The 26,220-nt window shown below is 67.1% G+C and carries 22 protein-coding genes; 8 read left to right on the forward strand and 14 right to left on the reverse strand.

Annotation, left to right across the window (positions count from 1 at the left end):
* Positions 1–10: 10 nt before the first annotated feature.
* The 3 genes from N5C88_RS18665 to N5C88_RS18675 all read right to left on the reverse strand — a co-directional run bounded on the left by N5C88_RS18665 (position 11) and on the right by N5C88_RS18675 (position 3,527).
* Positions 11–973, reverse strand: a complete 963-nt coding sequence (locus N5C88_RS18665; RefSeq protein ID WP_118931473.1) for a substrate-binding domain-containing protein — start codon at positions 971–973, stop codon at positions 11–13.
* Between the two features lie 19 nt (positions 974–992).
* Complete coding sequence (locus N5C88_RS18670) at positions 993–1,934, reverse strand: ABC transporter permease (protein WP_118931472.1); 942 nt, start codon at positions 1,932–1,934, stop codon at positions 993–995.
* 84 nt (positions 1,935–2,018) lie between these two features.
* Complete coding sequence (locus tag N5C88_RS18675; protein ID WP_280015961.1) at positions 2,019–3,527, reverse strand: FGGY-family carbohydrate kinase; 1,509 nt, start codon at positions 3,525–3,527, stop codon at positions 2,019–2,021.
* Positions 3,528–3,865: 338 nt separating this feature from the next.
* Here N5C88_RS18675 and N5C88_RS18680 point away from each other — a divergent pair, with 338 nt between their 5' ends.
* The 3 genes from N5C88_RS18680 to N5C88_RS18690 are packed head-to-tail and all read left to right on the forward strand — an operon-like array spanning position 3,866 to position 6,871.
* Positions 3,866–4,801, forward strand: a complete 936-nt coding sequence (locus N5C88_RS18680) for a 3-keto-5-aminohexanoate cleavage protein (RefSeq protein ID WP_059373954.1) — start codon at positions 3,866–3,868, stop codon at positions 4,799–4,801.
* Between the two features lie 29 nt (positions 4,802–4,830).
* Positions 4,831–6,030, forward strand: a complete 1,200-nt coding sequence (locus N5C88_RS18685) for an ABC transporter substrate-binding protein (protein WP_280015962.1) — start codon at positions 4,831–4,833, stop codon at positions 6,028–6,030.
* A 22-nt stretch (positions 6,031–6,052) separates the two neighbouring features.
* Positions 6,053–6,871: an SDR family oxidoreductase gene (locus N5C88_RS18690; protein WP_280015963.1), complete on the forward strand. Its 819-nt coding sequence runs from the start codon at positions 6,053–6,055 to the stop codon at positions 6,869–6,871.
* A gap of 9 nt (positions 6,872–6,880) precedes the next feature.
* On the opposite strand, the gene N5C88_RS18695 is transcribed toward N5C88_RS18690, so the two are convergent.
* Both N5C88_RS18695 and N5C88_RS18700 read right to left on the reverse strand, forming a co-directional pair.
* Positions 6,881–7,810, reverse strand: coding sequence for a LysR family transcriptional regulator (locus tag N5C88_RS18695; RefSeq protein ID WP_118931467.1), 930 nt, complete (start codon positions 7,808–7,810; stop codon positions 6,881–6,883).
* 97 nt (positions 7,811–7,907) lie between these two features.
* Complete coding sequence (locus N5C88_RS18700) at positions 7,908–9,437, reverse strand: DUF1254 domain-containing protein (RefSeq protein WP_280015964.1); 1,530 nt, start codon at positions 9,435–9,437, stop codon at positions 7,908–7,910.
* A gap of 144 nt (positions 9,438–9,581) precedes the next feature.
* Here N5C88_RS18700 and N5C88_RS18705 point away from each other — a divergent pair, with 144 nt between their 5' ends.
* Positions 9,582–10,169, forward strand: a complete 588-nt coding sequence (locus N5C88_RS18705) for a hypothetical protein (protein WP_251878859.1) — start codon at positions 9,582–9,584, stop codon at positions 10,167–10,169.
* 22 nt (positions 10,170–10,191) lie between these two features.
* Here the strand turns inward: N5C88_RS18705 and N5C88_RS18710 are convergent, their stop codons facing one another.
* The 3 genes from N5C88_RS18710 to N5C88_RS18720 all read right to left on the reverse strand — a co-directional run bounded on the left by N5C88_RS18710 (position 10,192) and on the right by N5C88_RS18720 (position 12,739).
* Entirely contained in the window at positions 10,192–11,853 is a 1,662-nt protein-coding gene (locus tag N5C88_RS18710) for a hypothetical protein (RefSeq protein WP_059373959.1), read from the reverse strand.
* A gap of 101 nt (positions 11,854–11,954) precedes the next feature.
* Complete coding sequence (locus N5C88_RS18715; RefSeq protein WP_059373960.1) at positions 11,955–12,503, reverse strand: ureidoglycolate lyase; 549 nt, start codon at positions 12,501–12,503, stop codon at positions 11,955–11,957.
* The gene (locus N5C88_RS18720) at positions 12,500–12,739 is read right to left on the reverse strand and encodes a DUF3596 domain-containing protein (RefSeq protein WP_059373961.1); all 240 of its coding nucleotides are present in this window, start codon (positions 12,737–12,739) and stop codon (positions 12,500–12,502) included. Before N5C88_RS18720 ends, N5C88_RS18715 begins: the two co-directional genes overlap by 4 nt.
* An 83-nt stretch (positions 12,740–12,822) precedes the next feature.
* On the opposite strand from N5C88_RS18720, the gene N5C88_RS18725 reads away from it, so the two are divergent.
* Positions 12,823–13,203, forward strand: coding sequence for a cupin domain-containing protein (locus N5C88_RS18725; protein ID WP_059373962.1), 381 nt, complete (start codon positions 12,823–12,825; stop codon positions 13,201–13,203).
* Between the two features lie 22 nt (positions 13,204–13,225).
* Here the strand turns inward: N5C88_RS18725 and N5C88_RS18730 are convergent, their stop codons facing one another.
* Positions 13,226–14,467, reverse strand: a complete 1,242-nt coding sequence (locus tag N5C88_RS18730; RefSeq protein ID WP_059373963.1) for an MFS transporter — start codon at positions 14,465–14,467, stop codon at positions 13,226–13,228.
* A gap of 325 nt (positions 14,468–14,792) precedes the next feature.
* Between N5C88_RS18730 and N5C88_RS18735 the strand changes: the two genes are divergently transcribed.
* Together N5C88_RS18735 and N5C88_RS18740 are read left to right on the forward strand one after the other, a co-directional pair.
* Entirely contained in the window at positions 14,793–17,879 is a 3,087-nt protein-coding gene (locus N5C88_RS18735; RefSeq protein WP_280015966.1) for a WG repeat-containing protein, read from the forward strand.
* Positions 17,876–20,746 carry a WG repeat-containing protein gene (locus N5C88_RS18740; protein ID WP_280015967.1) on the forward strand — a complete coding sequence of 957 codons (2,871 nt, stop codon included), beginning with the start codon at positions 17,876–17,878 and terminating at the stop codon, positions 20,744–20,746. Before N5C88_RS18735 ends, N5C88_RS18740 begins: the two co-directional genes overlap by 4 nt.
* A 10-nt stretch (positions 20,747–20,756) precedes the next feature.
* Here N5C88_RS18740 and N5C88_RS18745 read toward each other — a convergent pair whose 3' ends face one another.
* Positions 20,757–21,617 carry an oxaloacetate decarboxylase gene (locus N5C88_RS18745; protein ID WP_280015968.1) on the reverse strand — a complete coding sequence of 287 codons (861 nt, stop codon included), beginning with the start codon at positions 21,615–21,617 and terminating at the stop codon, positions 20,757–20,759.
* 103 nt (positions 21,618–21,720) lie between these two features.
* Between N5C88_RS18745 and N5C88_RS18750 the strand changes: the two genes are divergently transcribed.
* Positions 21,721–22,599 carry a LysR family transcriptional regulator gene (locus N5C88_RS18750; protein ID WP_251878849.1) on the forward strand — a complete coding sequence of 293 codons (879 nt, stop codon included), beginning with the start codon at positions 21,721–21,723 and terminating at the stop codon, positions 22,597–22,599.
* 34 nt (positions 22,600–22,633) lie between these two features.
* Here N5C88_RS18750 and N5C88_RS18755 read toward each other — a convergent pair whose 3' ends face one another.
* The 4 genes from N5C88_RS18755 to N5C88_RS18770 all read right to left on the reverse strand — a co-directional run bounded on the left by N5C88_RS18755 (position 22,634) and on the right by N5C88_RS18770 (position 26,186).
* Positions 22,634–23,449 (reverse strand): siderophore-interacting protein, encoded by an 816-nt coding sequence (locus N5C88_RS18755; RefSeq protein WP_118931460.1) that lies wholly within the window; start codon positions 23,447–23,449, stop codon positions 22,634–22,636.
* A 22-nt stretch (positions 23,450–23,471) separates the two neighbouring features.
* Positions 23,472–24,233: a PadR family transcriptional regulator gene (locus tag N5C88_RS18760; RefSeq protein WP_280015969.1), complete on the reverse strand. Its 762-nt coding sequence runs from the start codon at positions 24,231–24,233 to the stop codon at positions 23,472–23,474.
* 77 nt (positions 24,234–24,310) lie between these two features.
* The gene (locus tag N5C88_RS18765; RefSeq protein WP_251878847.1) at positions 24,311–25,204 is read right to left on the reverse strand and encodes a DMT family transporter; all 894 of its coding nucleotides are present in this window, start codon (positions 25,202–25,204) and stop codon (positions 24,311–24,313) included.
* A gap of 91 nt (positions 25,205–25,295) precedes the next feature.
* Positions 25,296–26,186 (reverse strand): helix-turn-helix transcriptional regulator, encoded by an 891-nt coding sequence (locus N5C88_RS18770; RefSeq protein WP_280015971.1) that lies wholly within the window; start codon positions 26,184–26,186, stop codon positions 25,296–25,298.
* Positions 26,187–26,220 lie beyond the last annotated feature (34 nt).

Consider the following 26,220-nt stretch of genomic DNA (forward strand, 5'->3'; position numbering starts at 1 on the left):
CTGCTGGCTCTTACTTGGCGGGTTGCAGGAATTTCTGGACGTTGCTGGCGTCGACCAGGACGGAGTCCATGAACAGGTAGGGGCCGGCGGCGATGGTTTCCCTGGGTTCCTTCTTCACGACGATGCGGTCGATAGCGTAGATGGCCTTGGTGCCCATCTGCTCGAAGGGAATCATCATGGTGGCGGTGACGAGGCTGTTGGGATCGGCGATGCGGCGATAGGTTTCCGGGCTGCCGTCGACGGACACCAGCGTGATGTCGCCCTTCTTCATGCCCTGGGCCTGCAGCAGATCGTCGATGACATAGGCCTGGCCGTCGAACGAGGCCCAGATGCCCTTGAACTGGCCCTGATGGCGCAGCAGCAGCGCCTGCATGCCGTTGCGCACATCGTCGCGCCAGCTCTGGGTGCGGGCCATGCTGAACTTGGCCAGGTCCTTGACGGCGGTGTTCTCGGTCAGGACGGCGTCCAGCATCTTGCCGCGGATGCGGGTGCCGGAGTTGCCGTCGAAGCGGGCGGACAGGATATTGCCCTGGTAGCCCATCTTGCCCAGCATGTAGAGCACGGACTGGGCACCAGTGGCGTATTCGTTGACCTCGACGTCGAACAGCATGTGGGGGCTGGCGCCGGACATCACGCCGACGACGGGTATGCCCTTCTCTTTGGCGGCCTGTAGCTGCGCATCGGTTTCCACGGGCTTGCCCATGGCGATGACGATGGCGTCGACCTTCTTGTTGACCAGGGTGTCGAGCTGTTCGGCCAGCTTGGGCAGCGACCCTTCGGCGTTCAGCTGGGTCACGGTCCAGCCCTTGGAGCGGGCGGCTTCGGCCGCGGCATTGGCGACGCGCGCGTGGGTTTCCGAAGACATCTGGAATGCGACGATGCCCACGTCGAAGGCGTGCGCGGCCGCGCCCATGGCCAGGGCCTGCACCGAAAACGCGGCCAACAGCAGATTGCGCATCAAGGATTTACGCATGGTTCTCTTCCCCTTCCGATCAGAATTTGAAGGCCGCTTTCTTCAGCACGGCCGATGACACCGCGACGGACGCGATGATGATGAAGCCCAGAACGATGTCTTGCACGTAATACGGCGCGCCCATGAGGACCAGGCCATTGCCCAGCACCTTGAGGATCAACGCGGCGACCAGCGTGCCAGGTATGTTGGCGTGGCCGGGGTTGAACATGGTCATGCCCAGCAGCACCGCGGCGATGGCGTACAGGAAGTAGTCACCGGCCATGTTGGGCGCGGCCGAAGACAGGCTGGACGTGAGCAGCACCGCCGCCAGCCCCGCGCACAGGCCGGACAGCGCCAGGCCTATGCTTTTCATGGCGCGGATGTTGATGCCGGCCAGCCGCGCGGACTCACCGGCCTCGCCGGTGGCCGTCATACGGGCGCCGGTGCGGGTCCATTTCACCAAAAAGAAGGCAAGCAGCACGGCGCCCAGCATCCACAGCACCAGGGCGGGAACGCCGAAGGGCTTGCCGCGCGCGAGGTCCGTGAAGACGGCGGGCCAGCGGCCGACATAGGACACGCCATCGGTCAACATGAAGGCGAAGCCGCGCGCCATGGCCGCCATGCCCAGCGTCGCGATCAGTGAGGGCACGCGCAGCCGCGTGACGGCGATGCCGTTCACGAGGCCGCACAAAAGGCCTACGCCCAGGCCCGCGCCTATCGCCAGAAGCACCGGCTGACCGGTATGAACCAGGGCGCCCGTGACGACCGCCGCGAGGCTGGCGACGTCGGCCACGGACAGGTCCAGTTCGGCCGTGACCAGCGCCAGCGTGAAGCCGATGGCGATGATGGCCAGGAAGCTGGTTTCCTTGGCGATGTTCAAGAGATTATTGGGTGCCGCGAAATTCGGGGCCGCCAATGCGAAGAAAACCACCAGGACCAATCCCGCGATTGCCGTGCCGTACTTTTCCAGGATGCCGCGCATCGACTCAACCCTTGCTGCGTTTTGCTTGTTATGTGGGCGCGTCGCTGCACCCCGCTGATGGCGAGGTAGTTTATACCTGGGCCATCAGCCCATGTCGATGCCGGCCAGCGCGCGCGACACGGGCGCCAGCGCGGCTTCCGCGGCGCGGAACTGGCGGTACATGCGGCGATAGGCATGCGCCCGCTCGGCCTGGGGCTCGTAGCGTTGCGCCACGCGCACCAGCGCGTCCTGGGCGGACGCAAAGCTGCCGTAGCGGCCCAGGCCGGTCCAGGCGGCGACCGCCGCGCCCAGCACGCCGGGCTGCTCGGCCTGGCCTACCACCAGCGGACGTTCGCAGATGTCGGCCTTGACCTGGCACCATTGGGCATTGGACGCCGCGCCACCGCCGAAGCGGATTTCTTCCACGGGACAGCCCAGCGCGCTTTCGGCGCGCTCCAGCACGATGCGGTTGAGAAAGGCCACCCCTTCCAGCACCGCCCAGGCCAAGTCGCCGGGGCCGTGGCGGCGGTTCAAGCCCAGGAAGGCGCCGCGCAGGTGCGGATCCCAATATGGCACCCGTTCGCCTTGCAGATAGGGAAGAAACAGCGCCGGCTGCGGATCGCGCGGCGCGTCGAGCAAGGCGTCCATGGCCTCGCCCACCCCGGCCATGCCTTCGTCGCCCAGGCGGCCCAGCAGCGGCAAGAGCCACGCCACCGTATCCGCGCCATTCTGGCCTGGTCCGCCAATCTGGTGATGCCCGCCGCCCCAGTCCACCGTCATCAGGCCTTGGGCCTGCACCGGCTCCGCGCCCACGGCGCCAAAAACTTCAGTGGTGCCGGAGATGTTGTAGGCGTAACCCGGGCGCAATGCGCCCAGGCCAGCCACGGCCGCCCAGGTGTCGTTGGCGCAAGCGACGACAGGACGTCCCGACAGACGCGCCAACGCGCCCGGCAGGCCGGCTTGCACGACGCCGACGACCTCCAGCGGGTCGAGCAGGCGCGGCACCCAGGCCGGATCGGCTCCCGCCGCCGTCAACAGGTCGGCGCAGTCGGGCGCGGCCGTCGCCGCTGCCGCCAGCCGCGCCATCGACACGGTGTCGCTCACGGCGCGTCCGGTCAGGCGGAAATTCAGGTAATCCTTGGGTTCCAGCACCAGCCGCACCCGCGCCGCGTGTTCGGGTTCGGCGTGCAACAGCCAGGCCACGCGCGCCCACGGATGGAAGGCGTTGATCTGTCCATGTTCGGGATGCGACGACGGCACAGACACGAGCCATGCTTCCACGTCCGCCGCCGCGCGCGTATCGCGCCAGGTGATCGCCGGCCGGATGGCGGCGCCATGCGCATCGATGAAGACCTGCGTGCGCGTGACGCCGCAGATCGCAATGGCCTCTACCGCATTGAAAGCGGCGTCCGCCTGCGCCGCCAGCGCATCGGCCAGGGCTTGCAGCCCGCGCCACCAGGCATCGGCGTCGATCTCGTCCCAGCCCGGATGGGCGGCGGGACTGGCGCACGCGGGGCTTTCGATGAAACACGAATGCGCGATGCCGCCGCGATCGTCCACCAACGCGGCGCGAAAGCGCGTGCCACCCAGATCCACCGCCAGGACGTAGCTCATGCCGGCACCTGCATCAGGCGGATCTGGCCGCACCCGGGCTGCATGGCCCGCAGCGGGCGGAGGGTCTGGATATCAAGCATGGGAGGCGACTTCTGCGTGATCGGATAGCTGTCGGAACGGGCGTTCCGGCATAGGTAAATTGTAGTCCTGTCAGGGCTCACGCGCAGCGTTCGCGTCGGGCGTCGCTGCACCGCAGCACCGGAAATCCTATCAATTGATTATTTCTGTTCAGGTGACATGGGCGGCGGGCGTGGGACAGAATGGCCCACACCCGGAGGAGACAGCCGGGGCCATGAAAACCATCAAGAACGCATGCGCAAGCGCGCAGCCCGAGGCCCATGAAAAAGTCCAGGAACAAGGTCATCATCACCTGCGCCATTACCGGATCGGTCCACACGCCGTCGATGTCGCCCCATCTGCCCGTCACGCCCGACGAGATCGCGCAATCCGCGCTGGATGCCGCCCAGGCCGGCGCCGCCATCGTGCATCTGCACGCGCGCCAGCCCGATACCGGGCAGCCGACCCAGGATCCCGCGCTGTATGCGCAGTTCCTGCCCCGCATCAAGAACGCTTCGGACGTGGTGATCAACATCACCACGGGCGGCTCGCCCGTGTTGCCGCTGGCCGACCGCATGGCGCCGGCGCTGCAATTCAAGCCCGAGGTCGCCTCGCTGAACATGGGGTCGATGAACTTCGGCATGTACGAACTGCTGGAGCGCTTCAAGGAGTTCAAGCACGCCTGGGAACGTCCCTATCTCGAAGGCAGCAATGACCTGATCTTCAAGAACACCTTCAAGGACATCGAGCGCATCCTGACCTCGTGCGGCGACAACGGCACGCGCTTCGAGATCGAGTGCTACGACATCGGGCACCTGTATACCGCCGCGCACTTCGTCGACCGCAAGCTGCTCAAGCCTCCATTCCTGATCCAGTCCGTGTTCGGCATACGCGGCGGCATCGGCACGCATCCCGAAGACGTGATGATGATGAAGCGCACCGCGGACCGGCTGTTCGGCGACGACTACATCTGGTCGGTGCTGGCCGCCGGACGCAAGCAGACGCCGCTGGCGACGATGGCAGCGACCCTGGGCGGCAACGTGCGCGTGGGCCTGGAGGACTCGCTGTGGGACGGGCCGGGAGAACTGGCGCGCTCGAACGCGGACCAGGTGCGGCGGATCCGCCGCATCCTGGAAGACCTTTCACTACAGATTGCCACGCCCGACGAGGCGCGCGAAACGCTGCAATTGAAGGGCCGCGACAACGTCGCGTTCTGAACCAGATCCATTCAGTGGGGAGACCAGACATGAAAAAGACATTGTGCGCAGCCGCGCTCGCGACGCTGTTGGGGACTGCCGGCATGGCGCAAGCCGACGACGGCGTGATCCGCATCGGCTTCATCACCGACATGTCCGGCCTGTCGGCGGACGCCGACGGCCCGGGCGGCGCCGAGGCGATCAAGATGGCGGTGGCGGACCTGGGCGGCGTGGTTGCCGGGAAGAAGGTCGAGGTGCTGGTGGCAGATCACCAGAACCGGGCCGACATCGCCTCGTCCCGGGCGCGTGAATGGCTGGACCAGAAAGGCGTGAACATGCTGATTGCGGGCGCCAATTCGGCGGCGGCGCTGGCGATGGCGAAAGTGGCCGAAGAAAAGAAGACGCCGTTCTTCGTGGTGAGCGCGGGCGCCTCCGAGCTGACGAACTCGCAATGCACGCCCTACACCGTGCACTATGTGTACGACACGGTTTCGCTGGCGCGCGGCACGGCCCGGGCGATGATGAAGGAAGGCAACAAGGACTGGTACTTCCTGACGGTAGACCATGCCTTCGGACACGCGCTGGAGCGCGATGCGTCAGCGGTGGTGCAGGCCGACGGCGGCAACGTCAAGGGGCGGGTCCGGCATCCGCTGAACGCGGCGGATTTCTCTTCCTTCATCCTGCAGGCGCAGGCATCCGGCGCATCGGTACTGGGGCTGGCGAACTCGGCCAGCGACACCAGCAATGCCGTCAAGGCCGCCAATGAATTCGGCCTGACGCCGAAGATGAAGATCGCGGGCCTGCTGGTATTGATCACGGACGTGCACGCGCTGGGGCTGCAAGCCGCGCAGAACATGTACCTGACCACGGCCTGGTACTGGGACCAGGATGATGCCTCGCGCAAGTGGGCCGCGCGCTTCGAAACCACCATGAAGAAAAAGCCGTCGATGCTGCAGGCCGGCGACTATTCCGCCGCCACCACCTATCTGAAGGCGGTGGAAGCCACCAAAAGCACCGATGGCGACACCATCATGAAATGGCTGAAGGCGAATCCGGTCAACGACTTCTTCGTGAAGGACGGCAAGATCCGCGCCGATGGCCTGATGGTGCACGACATGTTCCTGATGCAGGTAAAGAGCCCGGCGGAGTCGAAGGCGCCCTGGGATTACTACAAGCTGGTGGCCCGGGTGCCGGGCGACCAGGTCTATACCTCGCCGGCGGAATCGACCTGCCGTTTGATGAAGCCCTGAGGCGTAACGACAAGGATCTGGCATGACTGTGAAGAACGCTGTTCCCGGGGACATCTCCGCGTTGCCCGTGGACCTATCGGGCAAGCGCGTCATCGTGACCGCGGGCGCCGCCGGCATCGGCGCGGCAATCGCCGGCGCATTCGCGGACCGCGGTGCCAGCGTACACATCTGCGATGTGGATGAGCAGGCGCTGGCGGCCAGCCCTCACCCCTGGTCGCGCGCCGACGTGAGCCGGCGCGAAGAGATCGATCGCTACATGCAGGAAGCGCTGGCGCAGCTGGGCGGCCTGGACGTGCTGGTCAACAACGCGGGCATCGCCGGCCCCACGGCGGGCATCGCGGACATCCAGCCGCAGGAGCTGGATGCAACGCTGGACATCAATCTGGCATCGCAGTTCCACACGGTGCGCCATGCGCTGCCGGCGCTGCGCGCGTCGGGCGGCGGCAGCATCATCAACATCAGTTCGGTGGCTGGCCGCATGGGCGTCCCCATGCGCACGCCCTACGCCGCGACCAAGTGGGGCGTGGTGGGCTTGACGCGTTCGCTCGCGGTCGAGCTGGGCGGCTATGGCATCCGCGTCAACGCGTTGCTGCCGGGTTTGGTGGCCGGGCCACGGATCGACCGCGTGATCGAGGCGCGCGCCAGAAACATGGGCCTGACCGTGGAAGAAGAGACCCGGCTGGAGTTGGCTGGCGTCAGCCTGCGGCAATTCGTGCGGGCCGCCGACATCGCCAACATGGCGCTGTTCCTGGCCAGCCCCTTCGGGGCGATGATCAGCGGGCAGGCGATCAGCATAGACGGCGACCTGCAATCGCTTCCCTGGCAGCCGCCGGCCGAGTAAGGCCGCGGCCTACTCCAGCAACTGGACCGTATGGGCATAGACGCCCTGGCGGCGGTCCTGCGCCGTGGCGCGCAGGGCGTCCAGCAACCGCGCGGCCAGGTCCTGGCCGCGCTCTTCCTTGCGGGTGATGAGGTAGAAATCGAACCACTGCCGCGAGGCCAGAGGCCGGGCCACCAGATCGGGATACGCCATCACGATGTCCCAGGCGGACAGCGCATTGACCAGGCTGATGCCCCGGACCGCCCGCACCGTGCCCGGCAGCAGAGACATGTGCGCCCGCATGCCGGAGCTCAGCAACAGCGTGTCCGCGATGTCGCCCTGGGCCACTACATAGTCGGACCACAAGGGTTTCACGTAGGTGTCTGGCGGAATATCGGCCGCCGCGATGGTGTCGCGCGCCGCCAAGGGATGATCGCGATGCGCGATGGCCATGACGTCGGCTCGCAGGAACGGCGTGAACGCCAGGCGGGCGCTGTCGCGTTCCACCGCGCCCAGGCCGAAGTCCGCGCGCATGGTTTCGACCGCGCTGATGGCCTGCACGGATGATTCGATATCTATGGAAAAAGGCCGGGTGCCGTTGGCGTCCAGGTAGCGCCGCACCGCGTCGGGCGCGTAACCCAGCGCCAGCGCGGGCGAAGACGCGATGCGCAGGCCGCGCCCGCCGAATTGTTCAATGCTGTGCAGGGCCTCGTCGATGCGGACCAGTTCATCCAGCACGAATTTGGCCTCGCTGTAGAGGTACTGGCCGGCCTCGGTGGGGCGCAAGGTCTTGTGGGACCGGTCGAACAGCTGCACGCCGGTCGCGCCTTCCAGGCGGGATATCGCGTGACTGACCGCCGGCTGCGTCAGGTGCATGGACTGCGCAGCCTGCCGGGTCGATCCGGTCATGACCACCGCGTAGAAAATGCGCAGGTCGTGAATATTGAAATTGCGCTTCATGCGGCGCGAGCCTCCCTGGGTGGTCGGTTGCCCGACTGCGCCCGGCCGGGCGTCGATGGCCGGCCTGCGCGAGGCCTTCTTGTAGCCCAGACCGCCGCTAGTGTCGAACCTGGAGCGGGGACAGCGCGGGCCTGGCCTGCGGCGCCTGCCGGACCCGTTCAATCTGCGGCGAAGTCCATTTGCCTTCCAGCAGCGCGGGCTTGGGCCAGTAGTACCGCAACGTGACCATGAAGGGCCCGGCCGGCGCGGGCAGCCAGTTGGACTCCTTGCCCTTGCCTGGCGACTCCGGCTGGATGTAGATCGTGATGCCGCCATCGCGGTCGCGCTTGAGCGACGGCAGCATGGACGAATTGATCAGGTAACGCTTGAGCGGATTGGATGCCAACAACTGTTCGGGCAGGCGATACATGGTCATGGACCAGAATGCATTGACGGGCGGCAGGCTGCGCGGGGCGAAGCGTAAGGTGTATTGGTTGCGGCCGTCCAGCGGCTGGCCTGTGCTGTCGTTCTCCAGCACGGGATAAAGCGCTTCCTCGCGGCTGTTGCCGCCGATGCCGACCTGCGTGCCGGTGGCACGCGCGAGGTAATCGTTCTTCAGTGTGTTGCGGTCGCCGAACAACCGGTCGGTCTTGCCGTTCAGGACCTCGCGGTTCTTGTCGATGTCGTTCTGGCCGTCGTGCATGCCTTCCTGCAAGGCGCGGCGCAATGCGGGATTCATGCTATTGAAGTCGAACTCCTGGCCCGGTTCCAGGCCGATGCTGGAAAAACGTTCGCGCAACGATTGTTCCGAAGGATGGGCCGGCGCGAACTGCAGCAGGAAGGCAAGCTGGTTGTAGAACTCCAGCGAACTGCGCATCTGCGCGGGAGGCTCGGGCGCTATCCAGTCCACCGCCGGCGCCGGCTCGGGCGCGCGCTGCTTGCGGTAGGCGGACAGCGTCTGGATCTTGTAGCGCGACTGGATGCGCTTGACGTTGGGCAGGTCGCCCGCGTTAAAGAGTTGCGTGCGCCCGACCAGATTGACCAGGTCGGTCTCCGACCTGATCACCTTGGTTATGCCGGCCGGCGCCTTGCCCTTCCAGCGCGGGCCGGCAACCAGGAACCGGCCGCCGCCATTGCCCGTGCTGCGGCTGCCGATGTAGGCGAAGTTGTAGGTGTACAGGTCCATCAGCTGCAGCACGAAGTAGCGGCGCGGCTCCATGGCGGGCACGGTGATGACCACGGGCTCGGTCCGCAGGTCCAGGACCGCGAAGGTATACGGTGTATCGGCGTTGGGCGTGACGAAGGCGGTATCTTCAGGCGTGAAAACCCGCGCGACGTTGTTGACGGTATTGAACGGACCTTTGTACTGAGGGTTGTTCTTGTCGATGCTGAAAGCATGCATGGTCTGGTAGCTTGCAACCATGGGCGTGCCGTAGAGATAGGCCTCGCGGGCGATGCCGCGCGCCTGCTGCGCCGTGACGCCGTCGATGCCGACCGATTGCGAGCCACTCGCATCGTGGGAGTTGAATACGCATCCCGCCAGTCCGCCCGCCAGCGCGGCCGCAACGGCCAGGCGCGCCAACATCAGCGCCGGACCGACGCTGCGGCCCTTGGTGGAAAATCCAGTGCTACTCTGGCTATCGCGCATCCGGTGCTCCAACACAACACTGCGTGAGGTTGGCGACGCCCATGCGGCCGGCATCGCATTCAAAGCGTAAATTCCGGGGAATTCTGGCATATTTCCCGGCGATGTAGAAGAAACGGCGAGCCCGAACAGGAACAGCACCAGCCCATGCATACGCTAGATACGGCCGCGGAATACCCGCAGATGAACATACGCGCGTCCTCTTACTTCGTGCTGCAGGCGGCGCATACGTGCACGCGATGCGGCGAAGAAACGCCGGTGCACGCCCTGGCCGTGCCGCCCGGCCACCAATGCACCGAAGCCGACATCGAGCTGGATGAAGCCGATGCCGACAGCCCCGGGCTGAGCCCCGCTGCATTCAGCACATGGCTGTTCAGCCCGCCGCAATGGCTGGATATTGCCGACCCCGCGCTGATTTCCCAGACCTGGCTACTGTCGCCCACCGTGACGCAGACCATGCAGGCGCTGTCTCCCGGCTACCGCCAAAACCCCGACAACCAGGGGCAATGGACCAACTTTTGCGCCCATTGCGGCAGGCCGATATGGGAGGGCGATCTGTATCCGAAACCGGGCCAGGCTTTCAGCCCCGCGGACGCCGAGGCCGCCGTGCGGATCCAGGTCCGCACGGTGGACGAACCATTCGAGGCCTACTACGGCATGTGCTGGACAGCCAACTACCGCAACAAGTGGCCGCTGTTCGCCCGCCTGGGCTACGAATACAGCGAGGCGGACTGACGACGGGCACGGCCCGCCCTGCCTAGCGGGACGCCTTGCCCGCCACGAACTCCAGCCCCTGTCTGGCCACGTCGAACACAGGGTAGGCCAAGGACTGCATCTTGATCATGGTGTCCAGCACCGCCGTCAGCACGGGTTGCCCGCCGCCGGCCTGCGTCCAAGCCTGATAGGTGGGATGCGAGGTCAGCGGCGTGCTGATGGCCACGCGCGCCAGCAGGCAGACCAGCAGCACCGCGGCCAGCAGCGCCCCCGCCTTGAGCAGCGGACTCCTGAAGCGCCAGCCGCTCGCAAGCTGCGCGAGCAGCAGGCCGGTCTTGCCGATGTGGACCAGCGCGCCCAGCAGCGACAGCGTCAGGGCGAACACGGGTGCGATCATGGCTTCATAGGCCTTCCTGCCTTCGGCCTCGCGCTTGCCGCCGGCGCCGTAGTCGCGGGCCTGGCTGCGGTAGTCCTGCAGGCGGTCCATGGTGCGACCGGCCAGCACCGGCTGGTAGTAGCGCTTGTTGAATTCATCCGCCGAGATCACGGCCAGCGTCAGGCGCGCCACCTTGTCCGGATAGCCCAACCCCGCGCGCCATTTCTTCTGCACGACCGGATGCGCGGCAAACGCCTCCAGCCCCAGGTTGGGCGGCATGCCTTCCAGTTCGCGTTGCAGCGCCTCGTTCATCTGCTTGCGGTACTTCTGCTGCGCCAGGCGCACGAAGTAGGCCTTATCGCCGGTGCGCCAGGAGTCTGGCACGTCCAGTCCCATCTTGCGCACTTCGTCCCGCACGCGCGGCGCCACGAAGCCGGGCACCAGCTCGCCGCTGCGGTCGCGCAGGCGGGCGCGACCCCACTTGCGGTTCTTGGCGTCCAGCCGGTCCAGGTAGCGTTCCCAATCGCGCTCGGCGCGCGCCGGAATTTGCGCCAGTTCTTTCTGGTGGTTCTGGATGCCGCGCTCGTAGAAGTATTTGTGGCGGCCGCGGATATCTTCCTGGCTATCGACGAAACGCTGGTACTCCGCGTCCCGCCCGCCCACGTTCTGTTCGATCACGGCGCGCACCACCTCGGGCGCGATCGCCATGGTCTGCCGGCGCGCCGCGTCGGATTGCGCGGCCATGTAGGACACTACGCCCACGAAAGCCTTGCCGGCCACCGACTGCGCGTTCTCGTCGGCCCAAAGCCCATCGAGCATGCTGGCGCTGACGGTGCCGGTCGCCAGCCCTTGGCGCAGCAAGGCGCCGGTGACGGCGGCGGCACGGCTTTCGGCGGTGGAGCTGTCCACCAGGGCGTCGATCAGCTTGCGCTCCCCCTGATACACCGCGGTGATGATGGCCAGCGACACGACGATCAACAACGGCACTGTGACCCGCCATCGGCGGGTGCGCGCGAAGATGACGGGCCAGACCAGCAGGGCCACCGCAAAGCCGGAAATCAGGCGTCCCCATGCCTCGGCCGTGTCCACGCGGTTGCTGGCGTTTTCGGACATCACGTCCAGCAGCCAGGCGCTGAAGCTGAATTCGATGTAGAGATACAGCAGCGTGACCACGGTCAGGACGCGCAGGCCGCGGGCCTTGGGATCGCGCGTCAGGAAGCGCTGGCGCAGGCGCTGCCAGCGGGTGGGCGGCGGACTGGGGGTTTGGGTGGCCTGCTTTATCTTGGCTGCGAGATTTCGTCTCAGCGCCTCGATCGACACTTCACTCATGGGGGAATTCTTGGGTTGCTATGACCGGAGGCGGCAGTCTGCCATCCCGCCTGCCTGCCGGTAAGCGGGAATACGCCGCGACTCGCGGCGAAGATCAGCGTTTAGGCGGCCTGAGCCTGAGCTTCGAGCCGTTGGACCGGAATCGCCACGATGGCGCTTTCGCTGGCGGAAGCATCCGTGGTCAGGTGCTGGATCAGGTCCACGGTGGTGGACCGGCGGGTCAGCATCAGGCAGGTGACTTCCTCGTCCGTGACGCGCGTGGCGTGCCAGCAGCCCGGACGCATGCAGACGCCCTGCCCCTGTGGCACGCGGAATGCCGCCAGCGTGGCCAGGTCCGGACTGCCGTCAGCCGCGCTGCGCGCCACGACCTGGATGATCTCGCCCGTCAGCGGCACGATGGCCTGCTGCGTCAGCAGATGCTTTTCCAGGCTGGAGATTTCAAAGGACTGGCTGCGGTAGTTGACCCACAGCAGCTCGGCGTCGCCGCCGGCGCCGGTATTGAACTGGTGCTCCTGCCAGAAGTCGGTGTCCTGGTTGGAAAACAGGGGTACGCCGTTGCCGTCCGGCATGGGCTTGCCCAACATCCAGCCGTAGGCCTTGAAGGCGTCCGGTGTCAGATCGTTGATGTCCAGCTGTTTTTCACTCGTCATGCGGAACCCTGTGATGGCTTGGTCGCGCCGCCGCGCTTGGGAAACTCGGCGTCGTAGTCGAATTCGCCGCGCGCGATGGCCTCGAGTATGGCGGCCCGCCGGTCGGCGGCGCGCTTGAGGTTGGCAGCGGTGGGCTTGACGCGGATGCGTTCGACGCAATGCCGGCCTTCATAGAAGAAGCCGATCTCGATGGAAGACTCGGACGCGGGCCTGACCCCGTCGAATCCCTGGCGCATCGCCCTCTCCTGTTATAGCCGATGAAGATGCACATGATATCGCTTTACACTGGCCCGACCTCCCTCACCCCAGGAAGCGCAACATGACTACCAATCTGTCGTCGCACTATCTCCTGCTGGACGCCTCGGGCACTTGCTCCGCCGTCGAAGGCGGAAACGCCTTCTGGTCGCAACCCGAAAAGGAACTGGAACGGTTCGGCCTCGGCTGGCTGGTGTCCGAGTACGCCTTCGAGAGAGACTGGCCGCAATGGGAAATGCACCCGCAGGCCGACGAGGTCGTGCGCCTGATCGAAGGCGCCGCGGAATTGCGGCTGGAATGGCCGACGGGCGAGCAAGCCGTGCGGATGCAGGCGGGCGACGCCTATGTGATCCCCAAGGGCATCTGGCACACGCTCAAGGTGGCCGGTCCCTGTCGCATGCTGCACATCACCATGGGCGCGGGCACGCAGCACCGGCCGCTGTAGGCCGCCCGTCGTAGGCTGCCCGCTATCCGGCCGCGCCCGCGGCGCGCACGCGGGAAATCTCGCGGTCGTCTATCGGCCAGTGCAGCGCCGCCGACAACACGCCCAGCGCCATCGCACCCAGCCAGATCAGGTCATAGGACCCGGTGGCCTCGAACACCACGCCGCCCAGCCACACGCCCAGGAAGGAGCCGAGCTGGTGGCCGAAGAACACGAAGCCGAACAGGGTCGTGATGTAGCGCACGCCAAACACCTGCGAGATCAGGCCATTGGTCAGCGGCACCGTGCCCAGCCAGACAAAGCCCATGACCGCCGCGAACACGTATACGGTCCATGACGACAGCGGCAGCAGCACGAACAGTGCGATGGCGGCCGTGCGCAGCAGGTAGATGCCGGCCAGCAGGTACTTGCGGCGGTGGCGTCCGCCCAGGACGCCGCAGACATAAGTGCCCATGACGTTGGTCAGCGCGATGATGGCCAGCGCCGCCACCGCGTCGGACGCGCGCAGGCCCTTGTCCATCAAGTAGGCGGGCAGGTGCGTGCCGATGAAGGCCAGCTGGAAGCCGCAGGCCAGGAAACCCAGGTTCAGCAACCAGAAGCCAGGTTGGGCAAAGGCTTCGCGTATGGCTGCGGACATGGACAGCCCCGCCTCGCCCGCGGACGCGCCCTGCTCCCGGCCGGGAGACTCCCGCAGCGGCCAAGCCAAGGGCAGCAGCACGGCCAGCGCCAGCGCGAACGACAGCAAGGCCGCGACCCAGCCCCAGCCGCTGATCAGCCATTGCGCGGCCGGCACCATGGTGAACTGGCCCAGGCCGCCCACGGCGCCCGCCACGCCCAGCGCCCAGCTGCGGCGTTCGGGCGCCACCAGCCGGCTGAGCGCGCCGTAGATCGCGGCGAACGCGGTGCCGGACAGCGCGATGCCTATGCATACTCCTGCAGTCCACAGAAACCCTGCGGGCGTAGCGGCATGCGCCATGCCCACCAGCCCCAGCGCATAGAACACCAGCCCGCCCGCGATCACCTTGGCCGAGCCGTAGCGGTCGGCAATCATGCCGGTAAAGGGCTGGGCCACGCCCCAGGTCAGGTTCTGCACCGCCAACGCCATGGCGAAGGTCTCGCGGCTCCAGCCCCGGTCCATCGTGACGGGCAGCAGGAACAGGCCCTGCACGTGGCGCACGCCCAGCGCCAGGCCCATGATGACGCCGCCTGCCAGGACCAGCAGCAACAGCTGAGAAGCATCCAGTGAAGACTTGCGCAGGACGGGCATGGCGAACCTCGGCAGTGGAACGTCGCCTGCGTGCAAGCAGGCACCGGCGTCCATTACAGGGCCGCCGGGCGCACGCATCAACCGATTATTTTTTGTCCGCTGCATGCATGGCGGGAATGCCATCGCAGTGCTGAAACCCGCGCTTTCCGGGCAGCGGCAGCGGTGTTGTTAACGGTTTGTTTTCTACGGTTACATTTGCCGTGCAATTGCAGGCTGACGCTGGTTACAGTGCTGCCTTTCCCATCATTCTTGGCAGGCATACGACCATGTGGCACGCCCAGCCCGGCCTTTACGCTTGCGCGGTTGCACCCCGCGCCGCTGCACGATGAAGACCCCGCTCGCCCTCAAACCGCTGGCGCTGGCCGTGGCGCTGGCCGCCCTGCCCGCCGTCCCCGGCGCGGCGCAAGCCAGGTCCAACTGGATCGACCAGTGCGCCCCTGGCTACAACGAATACAACGGCGCCAACCTGGAATGCCAGCAGGCCTTCCATGAAGGCCTGGCCGCGGTGCTGACCGGGTCGGCCGATGACGACGCCGGACGCTGGGGCTATCTCGACAAGCGAGGCCGCATGGCCATCGCGCCGTCCTTCCGGGAGGCCAAGTCCTTTCAGAACGGCCTGGCCGCCGTGAACCAGGATGGGCTATGGGGCTATATCGATACGCAAGGGCAATGGGCGATCAAGCCGCGCTTTTCCGAGGCGACGGGCTTTAACGCCGAGGGTACCGCGCTGGCCGAGGAAGACGGGCACGACGTGCTGATCGACCGCAAGGGCAACATCGTCAAGACCTTCGAGCTGGGCACGCGTTCCTGGGGCTTCCAACGGGGGCAGAAGCTGGCATCGATGGAGATGCCCATGCCGCCGCGCCTGTTCAACACTGCAACCGGCAAGGCGACGGCGCTGCCCGCCGGCGTCATGGCGCTGGCTGCGCCCAGCGGCGGCTACCTGCCTGCCCAGTTGCGCGATTCGCGCTACAGCGGCTGGTGGGGCCTGCTGGACGAGCAGGCCCGCTGGGCGATCGCACCGGACGTGTTGCGCGCCCGCGAACCCGCGCTGCGCGACGGCGACGTGCTGGCGGTGAGCCGCGACGCGGGCTGGACGTTCGTCGATCCGCGCGGCAAGACCATCCACAAGCAGCGCTACGAGCACGTGCAGCTGGCGGGGCCGGGGCTGTGGCTGGTCAAGCAGAAAGGCGCGGGCAAAGCGCTGCTGTTGAACGGCAAGCTCGGCGTCCAGCATGCATTCAAGGGCAATTACATCGGCCTGGATGAACGCGAGGGCTGGCGCGTCATGATCGATGACGACGCCGTACTGCTGATCGACCCCGCCGGCAACTTCCGCAAGATAGACGCGCGCAATGGCCGCGTGCAGCTAAGCAACGGGCAGGCCTGGGTGACGGCATCCCTGCCTCCGCGCGCCGAGGATATGGCGGTCGATGCTGCCGCGGCAGCCGATGCCGCAGCAGCCGGCGCCGCCGCGGTCGCTGATGATGGCCCCGGCGAGGCGGTGGAGGCCTCGGCCGACACCGCAGTTGCCGCGCAGGAAGCGGTCGCCGCAGCAGCCGCCGCCTCGGAAGCCGAGACCGTGGCCGTCGACGTCGCCACGCCTGCCGCAATGGACGTAGCAGCCGCTGCAGTGGACGCCTCCGCAGCCGCCATGCAAGCGACGAGCGCGGATGCCGCTCCCGACACCGGCGGCGGCCTGCTGCAGATCTATACGCGCGAAGGCAAGCCGCTGCTGGACGCAGACACCCTCGCTCGCCTGCAGGATTACGACATCAGGCCTTTTTCCGCCCGCGAGTCCGCCCACGGCCGGGCCAGCGCGGACAGCCTGCCGCTGGCCCTGTTGCGGCCGCTGGACTATACGCAGCCTCTCGGCATCCTGACGGCCAAGGGCAAGATCGTGACCAACCCGGACTGGGAGGACATGTCCAGCTACGACGTGTCCATGCCCTTGCCCGTGCGCGCCGCCAACGGCAAATATGGCGCTATCGATGCCGACGGCAACTGGTCGGTGCCGCCCCGCTACAGCGTCATCCGTCCGTTCCGCGGCGGCTACGCGCAGGCGGCCTCGGGACGCAGCCGCAGCGACGGCGACCAGCTGATCGACGCCCGCGGCAAGGCCGTCGCGGTCCCGGCCGAGGTGCTGGACGGCGCCAGGTACTTCGACGGCGAACTGATCCAGTACCGCGCGCCGGACGAAAACCGCGAGAACCGCTGGGGCATCTGGAACGTCGCCAAGGGCGCGCCCGCCGTCAAGCCCGTGTACGAAAGCATGGAGAAGTTCGAAGACGACTGGGCCAAGGTCCAGCAGCAGGATCGCTGGGGCGTCATGAACCGCGAGGGAAAATGGGTGGTGCCCGCCACGCAGGAGAGCTCGTACAAGCTCGAGTATCTGGGCAACGGCCTCATGCTGGTCGAGGACAACGTTTCCGGACAGCGCGCCCGCAGCTCTTTCGATACCACCTACCGCTTGGTGAACCTGCGTACCGGCAAGTCCAGCGAGCCCGTGACCGGCAAGCCGGAGCGCCTGAAGGACGGACGCTACCTGGGCGCGCTGGCGAGCGGAGGAACCATGGTGTTCGACGCACAGGGCGGCGCCACGCGCGTCTCCGACGGCCGGGCCAAGCGCACGGAGCTGTACCAGCACTGGCTCTACATCGAACATGACGACCGCGAGGGCGCCATCGACGCGCGCGGCAACATGAAGGTCCCGGCCATCTATGGCGAGTTCAATCCCTTCTTCGCGCAGCCCGAGGGACTGGCGCGCGCCTACACTGGATCCAGCTACCGCGTGATCGACCAGGACGGCAAGACCGTGCTGGGCAAGCTGGGCGACGGCTCGCCGCTGGCAACCATGCAGCGCATCGTGTTCCACGACTCGGAAAATTCCGTCAGCATCATGACGGACCTGCAAGGCCGCGAGATCACGCGCATCGACGGCACCTACAGCGTGGAAGACCGCAGCGCCAACGAAGGCGTGGCGCCCTATCGCAGCCGCTCGGGCAATGGCAGGCATGGCTTCATCGATGCCAGCGGCAAGCGCATCGTGGGACCGCACTTCGACACGCTGGGCCCGCTGAACAACGGCCTGGCGGTGGCGCGCCGCCTGCAGTATTCCGGCACGCTATATGGCTATATCGACCTGACGGGACGCTATGCGATTCCGCCCGTCTTTACCTGGGCCGGCAACTTCAGCGAGGAACGCGCGCTGGTCCGCAGCAACCATCAGGGCCGGAACACGCAGTACATCGACACCAAGGGCGTGCCCATCGCCACGTTCACCGAGGTATGCGACACGGTAACCATCCTGGACGACCAGGGCAGGATTACCTGGCCGCAGCAGAAAATGGATTGCCCCGTGGCCGACAAGTTCGAACTCGCCCCCGACAACGCCAAAGCGAAACAACCATGAAGTCACGCGCGATACGCACCACCCGCCTTGCCTGCGCCCTGGCCGCGCTGGGCGCGTCCCTGTCGGCGCATGCGCAATACTCGTACTGCATCGATGAGAAGCCGTATAGCGTCGCGGCCGACGACGATATCAGTCCCTACGCCAACGGCTGCATCCGCACGCTGGCGGACCAGCGCGCCGCAGTGCTGCTGCCGTCCGCGCTGGTGAACATCGACCGCGTGCCGCGCGATCATTCGCTGCGCCGCCATGCCTGGGGCTTCCTGGACCAGAACGGCCGGCTGGCGATTTCGCCCATCTTCGAGGCGGTGGGCGATTTCCGTCACGGCCTTGCCGCGGTGAAATGGAAAGGCAAGTGGGGCTTCATCGACACCAAAGGCCGGATGGCGGTGCCGCCGCGCTACGACGCCGTGCAGGACTATGCCGAGATCGGCCTGACCGTGGCCGTGCTGGACGGCCGCTATCTCTTGATCGACCGCAAGGGCCAGCCGGTGGGCGAACCGATGGACGAAGGGGTGCAGTCCTTGCACGTGGGCGCGGGCGTGCCGGCGCTGGCGACGGTGGAGTACAAGCCGGAGTACCGCTCCAGCACCGGCGAACGCCGCTACAGCGACGCCGATGTCAGCATCTTCAAGTCCTATGGCAACGGCCTGTACATCGCCATCAACAAGGAAGGCCGGTACGGCCTGGTGGACCGGGACTGGAAATGGGTGATCGAGCCCAACTATCAGGATATCTCGGTGCCGGGCGAAGACGGCTCGATGGCCGTCGCCTATGGCGACGGCGATGCGCTGCTGCTGGACCGCGACGGCAAGCCCGTGGGCGCGGACCAGGGCTACCGCAGCCTGAGGCCCGTGACCAAGGCATTCTGGAGCGCCGAGCTCGGCCGCAATTCCTATGTCGTGCTGGACAGCGGCGGCAAGCCCGTAGTCACGCTCACGTCCGCCGAGGCCCAGGAATCGCAGCGCCACGGCGACGCCATCGTCTACCCGTCTGGCGGCAAGCAGATGGCACTGGTTCCAGGGCGCGCGGAGCCGCTGACGCTGGGCGCGGGCCTGTTCGTGGCCGAGGACCAGAACGGCTACGTGCTGTTCTCGAACGAGGAACGCGTGCCGGTTGGCCTGTTGACGCCGATGGGCAGCTGGCTGCACGGCGACACGGCTCCCGCCTGGCTCAAGGACACCGGCAGGATGGTGGTCAGCCAGGGCAAGCTGTGGCTGTTCAAGCAGGAAGGCGAACTGCTCAACGTGCTGAACGATGAAGGCCGCCTGCTGCTCAAGCCCGAAACCGTGGAAGCCGCCAAGAGCCGCTCGCTCAAGGAGCTGCCGCTGGACATACCCGGCAGCGCGCTGGGCCTGCTGGCCCAGGACCACTGCCAATGCACCGAGGACGGCGCCGGCCTGCTGCTGGCCGACGGCGGCATTGCCTCCGACCCGGCCTGGCGCAGCATCATCCCGCTGGACGGATCCGACGAGGATTACGACACGCAGGCGGATGCGGAAGCCGCAGGACTCAAGGCGGAGCAGTTGCGCTACGCCGCCCAGACCGCCGCGGGCCTGCTGCTGCTCGATGCCATGGGCAAGCCCATGGATCTGCCCGCGCAGCAGCACATCGGGCCGTTCCGCCATGGCTATGCGCCCGCCTACGCCGATGGCGTGAGCCGCATGCTGGACCGCAGCGGCAAGACCTACGACCTGCCCCGCGACTTCTTCGAGGCGCAGATCGTCGCCCCCGGCGTGGTCCGCTTCCTCAAGACCGCGGCCGAGGGCTCGCCCTGGGGCCTGTACGACTTCGTCGCCGGCAAGGAAATCGCCGCGCCCGCGTTCCAGGACATCGGCCTTTTCCTGGACGGCCAGGCGGTCGCCTCGCTGGGCCAGGACCGCGTCGGGGTCATCGACCTGCAAGGCAAGTGGATCGTGCCGCCCAGCCATCACAGCGCCGAACGCATCGCCGCCAAGATCTGGAAGCTGCGCCAGGCCGGCCCGCAGCAGGAAGAGTACGAACGTCCCGCCGCCGTCTTCAACGCCGAAGGCCGCGCGCTGACCGCCTTCCGGCCCAAGCTCTCGGTCGGCGTGGACAGCGACGGCGCCATTGCGGCCAGCGACGACAAGCACCGCTGGACCATTGCGCCTGACGGCTCGGAAGCGGTCGACATGGAGGACGCGGACTACGTGCGCATGGGCGACTGGACGGTGCTGCGCCGCCAGCCGCGCCAGGGCTATCTGGACAGTCAAGGACAATGGCAGATCGCACCGCTGTCCGCCACTGCCGGCACCTTCCGCGGCGAGCCCGCCCGCGCCCTGCTGACGGGCGAAGACGGGCCGCGCCTGATCGACGACCAGGGCAAGACCGTGACCGCGCTGCCCGCCGGCGAATGGCGCTGGCCGCAGGGCTCCGACATGCTGCTGCGGCATTACTACGCGGGCAACCGGGAGATGACCGACTACACCGGCCTGGACGGCAAGAAGCGGCTCTCCGTCGAGGGTCTTGCGTCAGCCTATTCCGAAGGCCGCGCGGTAACACGCGTGTCCAACCGCGGCATGCGCGCGCTGGACGGCAAGGGCGCGCTGGCCGGTCCCGCGTTCGACGCGCTGGGCCCGCTGCGCGAGGGCCTGGCGCCGGTCGGCATCGATAGCGGCTACGGTTACGTGGACGCGCAGGGCAAGCTGGCGATCGCCGCGGATTACCGGGCGGTCGCGCCGTTCAGCAACGGCCGCGCGGTGGTGTCCACGGTGGAGCAGTCGATGATCATCGACGCCTCTGGCAAGCAGGTGGCGCGGGTGGAAATGGTATGCGGCATGCGCACGCTGTATGGTTCGCACAACCAGCGGCTGTGGCCGCTGAGCCTGCCCAGCCGCTGCACCCGCTAGCGCCGCGCGCTTACTGCGCGTCCAGCGCCAGGTAGCGGCGCGTCTGCACGATCTCTTCCCGCTCCTTGAAGCTGGTGAGCTGATCGGCCAGCGCGCTGCTGTCGCCCGTCTGCTTGATCGCCGCCAGCGTGGCCTGCATGGCGTGGATGGCGGCGCGCTGCAGGTCCGACGGAATGATCGCCAGGCGGTAGCCCATGGCCGCCAGGTCGGCCAGCGGCGTGAGCGGCGTCTTGCCGCCGTAGAACATGTTGATGAGCTTTAGGCCCGGCAGGCGTTCGGCGATGGCGCGGATCTGCTCCAGCGTCTCGGGCGCTTCCACGAAGATCATGTCCGCGCCCGCCTTCAGGTAGCGTTCGGCGCGCGACAGCGCGGCCTCGAAGCCTTCGACGGCGATGGCGTCGGTGCGGGCGATCACCAGCGCATCGGGGTCGCTCAGGGTCTGCCGCGCGATGTGCACCTTGCGGCACATTTCCTCCGCGTCCACCAGGCTCTTGTCGTCCAGGTGGCCGCAGCGCTTGGGAAAGGACTGGTCTTCGATATGGAAGGCCGCCACGCCGGCGCGTTCCATGATGCGCACCGTGCGCTCCACGTTGGCCGAGCCGCCGAAGCCGGTATCGGCATCAGCCACCACCGGCAGGCCGCTGGCGTCCACGATCTTTTCCACGCGGTCCATGACCTCGGTAAAGCTGAGCAGGCCGATGTCCGGATAGCCTGCCGCGCGGGCGATGGCGCCGCCGCTGGCGTAGACAGCGGAAAAACCCGCGGCGGCCACCAGACGCGCGGACATGCCGTCATAAGCGCCGGGCGCCACGACGATGTCGCGGGCCAGGTGCTGGCGCAACAGGGTGCTGGGTTTGATGGGGGCATGCATGCGGATTCCTTTGCGGGTGTCGTCGATGCATGCATGATCGGCGCGTCGCAATAGAATGTCCAATATATGGAAAATTGATAATCAATACTTTAAAAGTACAGATATGGAACTGCGCCATCTGCGTTACTTCGTCGCCACCGCCGAGGCCCAGCACTTCACCCGCGCCGCGGAACAGCTGGGCATGGCGCAGCCGCCGCTGTCGCAGCAGATCCGCCAGCTGGAGCAGGAAGTCGGCACGCCGCTGTTCGATCGCACCGGCCGCGGCGTCGCGCTGAACGATGCCGGACGCGCCTTCCTGGTCTGCGCGCAGGATATCCTGCAACGCGCCGAGGCAGCCGTGCGTACGGCGCAGCGGGCCGCGCGCGGCGAAGTCGGCGAACTGACATTGGGATTCACGGAGTCCGCGTCCTTCAGCGGCGTGGTGACGGAACTGATACGGCAGTACCGGCAGCGCTATCCGGACGTGGAAATGACGCTGTCGCAGGGCGATAGCGAAACGCTGGTGGCGCAGCTGCGCAGCGGCGCGATCGACGCGGCCTTCGTGCGTCCGCCCTTCGCGCTCGACGGCGGCCTGGCGTTCACGCAACTGGCGCAGGAACCGCTGGTGGTGGCGCTACCGCTGGGCCATGCATTGGCGCGGCGCAAGCGGCTGGCGCCCGCCGATCTGGAGCAGGAACGCTTCATCCTGTATTCGCGCAAATCCGGCTATGGACTCAGCGCCGACATCATGGCGGCCTGCCGCCAGCATGGGCTGAATCCGCAGATCGGCCAGCGCGCGCCGCAACTGTCGTCAGCGGTGAACCTGGTGGCGGCGGGCATGGGCGTGGCCATCGTGCCGGAATCGCTGCGCCATCTGCGTCCCGACGGCGTGGTGTACCGCCCCTTCGCGCTGGACTGGCCGCGCGCGGTGCTGGGCCTGGCGGTGCGCGAGCAAGGCGCGGGCGGGCGCGTGCGCAATCTGCTGGCGTTGGCTGGCGGCTGAAGGTCTTTATCCCCTTGCCAGCCTACGGATCGATTCAGCCTTCGTGCGATTCGTGCACGGCCACGGCGCCGCGTTTCCAGTAGCTGGCGGCGCGGATGCGGCTCTTGTCGACGCCGTGCTGCGCCACCATGATTTCCCGCACCGCCTTGGCCGCGGCTGATTCCGCGGCCACCCAGGCATAGCCCTCACCCGGCGGCAGCGTCAGCTCGCGCGCGGCTTCCAGCAACAGGGTGCTGTAGCCCGGCGCGGTGCCGTTGCGATGCAGCCAACGCACCGAAGCCTGCGCCGCGGTGGCCAGCGGGATTTCATTGGAGGCATCCGGCACTTCGATCAGCACCAGCGCCTGCGCGCTGGCCGGCAGCTCTTCCAGGCGGCGGGCGATGGCGGGCAAGGCGGTTTCATCGCCGATCAGCACATGCCAGTCGAAGCCCGTCGGCACGACGAAGGAGCCGCGCGGCCCGCCTATGCCCAGTTGCTGGCCGGGTTCGGCCTGTTCAGCCCAGGTGGATGCGGGGCCGTCGCCGTGCAGCACGAAATCGATGACGAGTTCCTTGCGCGCCGCGTCGAAAAAGCGCGGCGTGTAGTCACGGGCGGCGGGCTTGGGCGCGCCTTCGGGGAACTTGATGCCGTCCGGAGTCACGGCCGGCAGCGCCGGCGGCAAGGACGGATCGGCGGGAAAGAACAGCTTCACGTGGTCGTCGAACGAGGCGGACACGAAGTCCTGCAGCTCGTCGCCGGTGAAGGTGACGCGGGCCATCAGGCCGGCGACGCGTTCGACGCTGGCCACGGTCAGCGTGCGCATCTTCAGGTTGTGGCGGACGCGTTCGACATTCAGGTCGTTGCGGGTCATGGATACTCCAGGAATAAGGTCTTCAGGAACAGGCCTGGCCATTGATGTCCTCAGTGGCGCGGGCCAGGATGGCCGCGATGCGCCGCTGCTCCGCGGGCGAGGCGTCGGTGCGGTCCAGCAGCGCGCGCTTGAGCGCCTGGCGCGCGGCCACGAATTCGGGCAGCCAGCCGGTGGCGGTGTCTTCGCCTTCGGGGCCGACGTTGCGCGGCTGGCCGCTCCAGGCCTGGCGCATCCAGTCCATCTTGCGCGCCACGTGCTTGAGCTTGTTGAACATCAGCGCCAGGCGTTCGCGGTTGCCGTCCAGATGCGCGCGGCCCGGCTCCGCCAGGTGATAGCGCTTCTTCGCGCCCTCTTGCTCGACGGTGGCGTAGCCCAGCTCTTCCAGATAGGTCAGCGCGGGATACACCATGCCGGGGCTGGGCGTGTAGAAGCCGTTGCTGAGCGCGCCCAGCGCCTTGATCAGCTCGTAGCCGTGGCTGGGGTTCTTTTCCAGCAGGCCCAGCAGCATCAGTTGCAGGTCGTCGGCGCTGACTTTGCGGCTGCGGGTCCAGCCGCGGCCGTCATCGCCGAAACCGCCGCCGAAGCCGCCGCCTTCGCCGCGCTCGTCGGCCGGACCGGAGAACCAGTCGCCGCCCGCGCCGGCATGGCGCTGATGGTGGCCATGGTCCTCGCCGTGATGGCGGTGGTGCGCATGGGGATGATGGGAATGGGAATGACCGTGGCGGCCCTGCGGCTTCTGGCGGGCTCGGCGCACGAATGCGGTAAGGAATTGGGCATCACGCATGGTTTACCTCCGGTGTCTATCGTACGAGTTATATCTTACGACATATATCTTACGATATACCTGCGATAGTCCAGCCGTCAAGCGCGACGTTCGATCACCCCAGCCGCGATCCCTCCCACAATGAGCGCCATGCCCGCCAGCAGCGAGGCGCTGACCGGCTCATCCAGGAACACGGCCGCGCATAGCAGACCGAACACGGGCACGCCCAACAGTCCGATGGCAGTCACGCCTGCGGGCAATGCACGATTTACATTCACGGCAGCCCAATGCGCCACCGCGATCCCGAACACGCCGGCATAGCCCAGCAGCCACGCCAGGTCCGCGTTCCACGCCACTTGCGGCGGGCCTTCGGCGGCATAGGCCACGGCCGACAGCACAACCGAAGCCAACAGGGCTTGCCATAGCGCGAGTTCGAACGGCGGCGTGACCCAGCGGTGCGCGCGCACGTAGACGATGTTGGCCGCCCAGCACAGCGCCGCCAGCAGGATCAGGCCATTGCCCAGCAAGGCATCGCGATTGGTCCAGTCGAAGGTCAGCGGATTGAAGATGACGGCCAGGCCCAAGAGGCCCAGCGCCAATCCGGCTTGCCGCGCGCGGCCCACGGATTCACCCAGAAAGAGCCAGGCTCCAGGGATCACCCACAGCGGCGTGGTGTAGGCCAGCACGGCCGAGCGGCCCGCCGGCACGTACAGCATGCCCAGGCTGACCAGCGCGGCGAAGGCGCCCATATGCAGCAGCCCCACGCTGAAGATTACGGGAAGGTCGGCCTTGACCGGCCGCGCCACGCGGCGCAGCGCGAGTCCCAGCGCCAGCAATGCGGCCGTGCCAGCGATGCTGCGCGCGGCCGCCGCCCAGATGGGCGTCATGTGCTGCAACAGCAGTTTGTTGACGATCCAGGTAAAGCCCCAGGCCAGCACCACCACGCCCAACAGCAGCAAGGCGTGACGGCGGGAAAGCGTGGCGGTGGACATGGGCGGAGGATGCGTCCGCCAGGACGCAGGAATGCGGCGAAGACCCGACTATAGGAGCCGCGCGCGGCCGCGCCGTAGACCCACGGCGCGCCTATTCGCTGGTGCCACGCGCGGCCTTGGCACGCCGCGTCGCCGCGGCTCGCAGCCAGCGTTCGAAATCCGCCGCCTTCGGTTCATCCGGCGCGGGCGCGTAGACCACCAGCCGCAAGTGCCGGCTTTCGTCCACCGACAAGGTGGAATGTTCGAACGCCAGTTCCCCAAGGGCCGGCAGGCAGAGGCTGCGCAGGCCCATGCAGGATCCATGCACATCGTGTTCGCGCCACCAGGTCTTGAAGTCCGGCGACACGCGCTCCAGTTCATCCACCAGCTCCCCGACGTCCGGCGCCTGGCCGGCGCTGGCGAAATCCCGCCGGAACGTGGACAGCATGGCGGGCGCTTGCGCCGGCCAGTCCACGAACAGTTCGCGCATCGCCGGATCCGCGAACAACATCCACAGCAGATTCCTGCGCCCCGGCGCCTGCGCGGAAAAATTGAACACGCGGTCCGCGGCCGCGTTCCACACCACCACATCCCAACGCAGATTGAGCACGTAGGCGGGGCGCGCGGGCAGGTCGTCCATCAGGCGCCGCACCTGCGCGGGCACCGTGCACCAGGTGCGGCCCGGTTCCGACGGCGGGCGCTGATGCGCCAGCAGGTAGAGGTGGCGGCGTTCGGCCGCGTCCAGCTTCAGCACGCGCGCCAGGTTTTCCAGGAAGCCCGCCGACACGCTGATGTTGCGGCCCTGTTCGAACCAGGTGTACCAGGCCAGGCCCACACCGGCCAGCGCGGCGACTTCCTCGCGGCGCAAGCCCGGCGTGCGCCGGCGGCCGCCGGCGGGCAGCCCCAGTTCGGCGGGACTGAGCCGTTCGCGGCGCAGCCGCAGGAACTCGGACAGATCGGCGCGGGTGCGCTCCAGGCGCTTCGGGGCTACGGTTGCGGTCATGAGTCTATTGCACCCAGTAATAGCATAATCAGCT

Source organism: Achromobacter sp. GD03932 (assembly GCF_029839485.1).
Taxonomy (GTDB): domain Bacteria; phylum Pseudomonadota; class Gammaproteobacteria; order Burkholderiales; family Burkholderiaceae_B; genus Achromobacter; species Achromobacter bronchisepticus_A.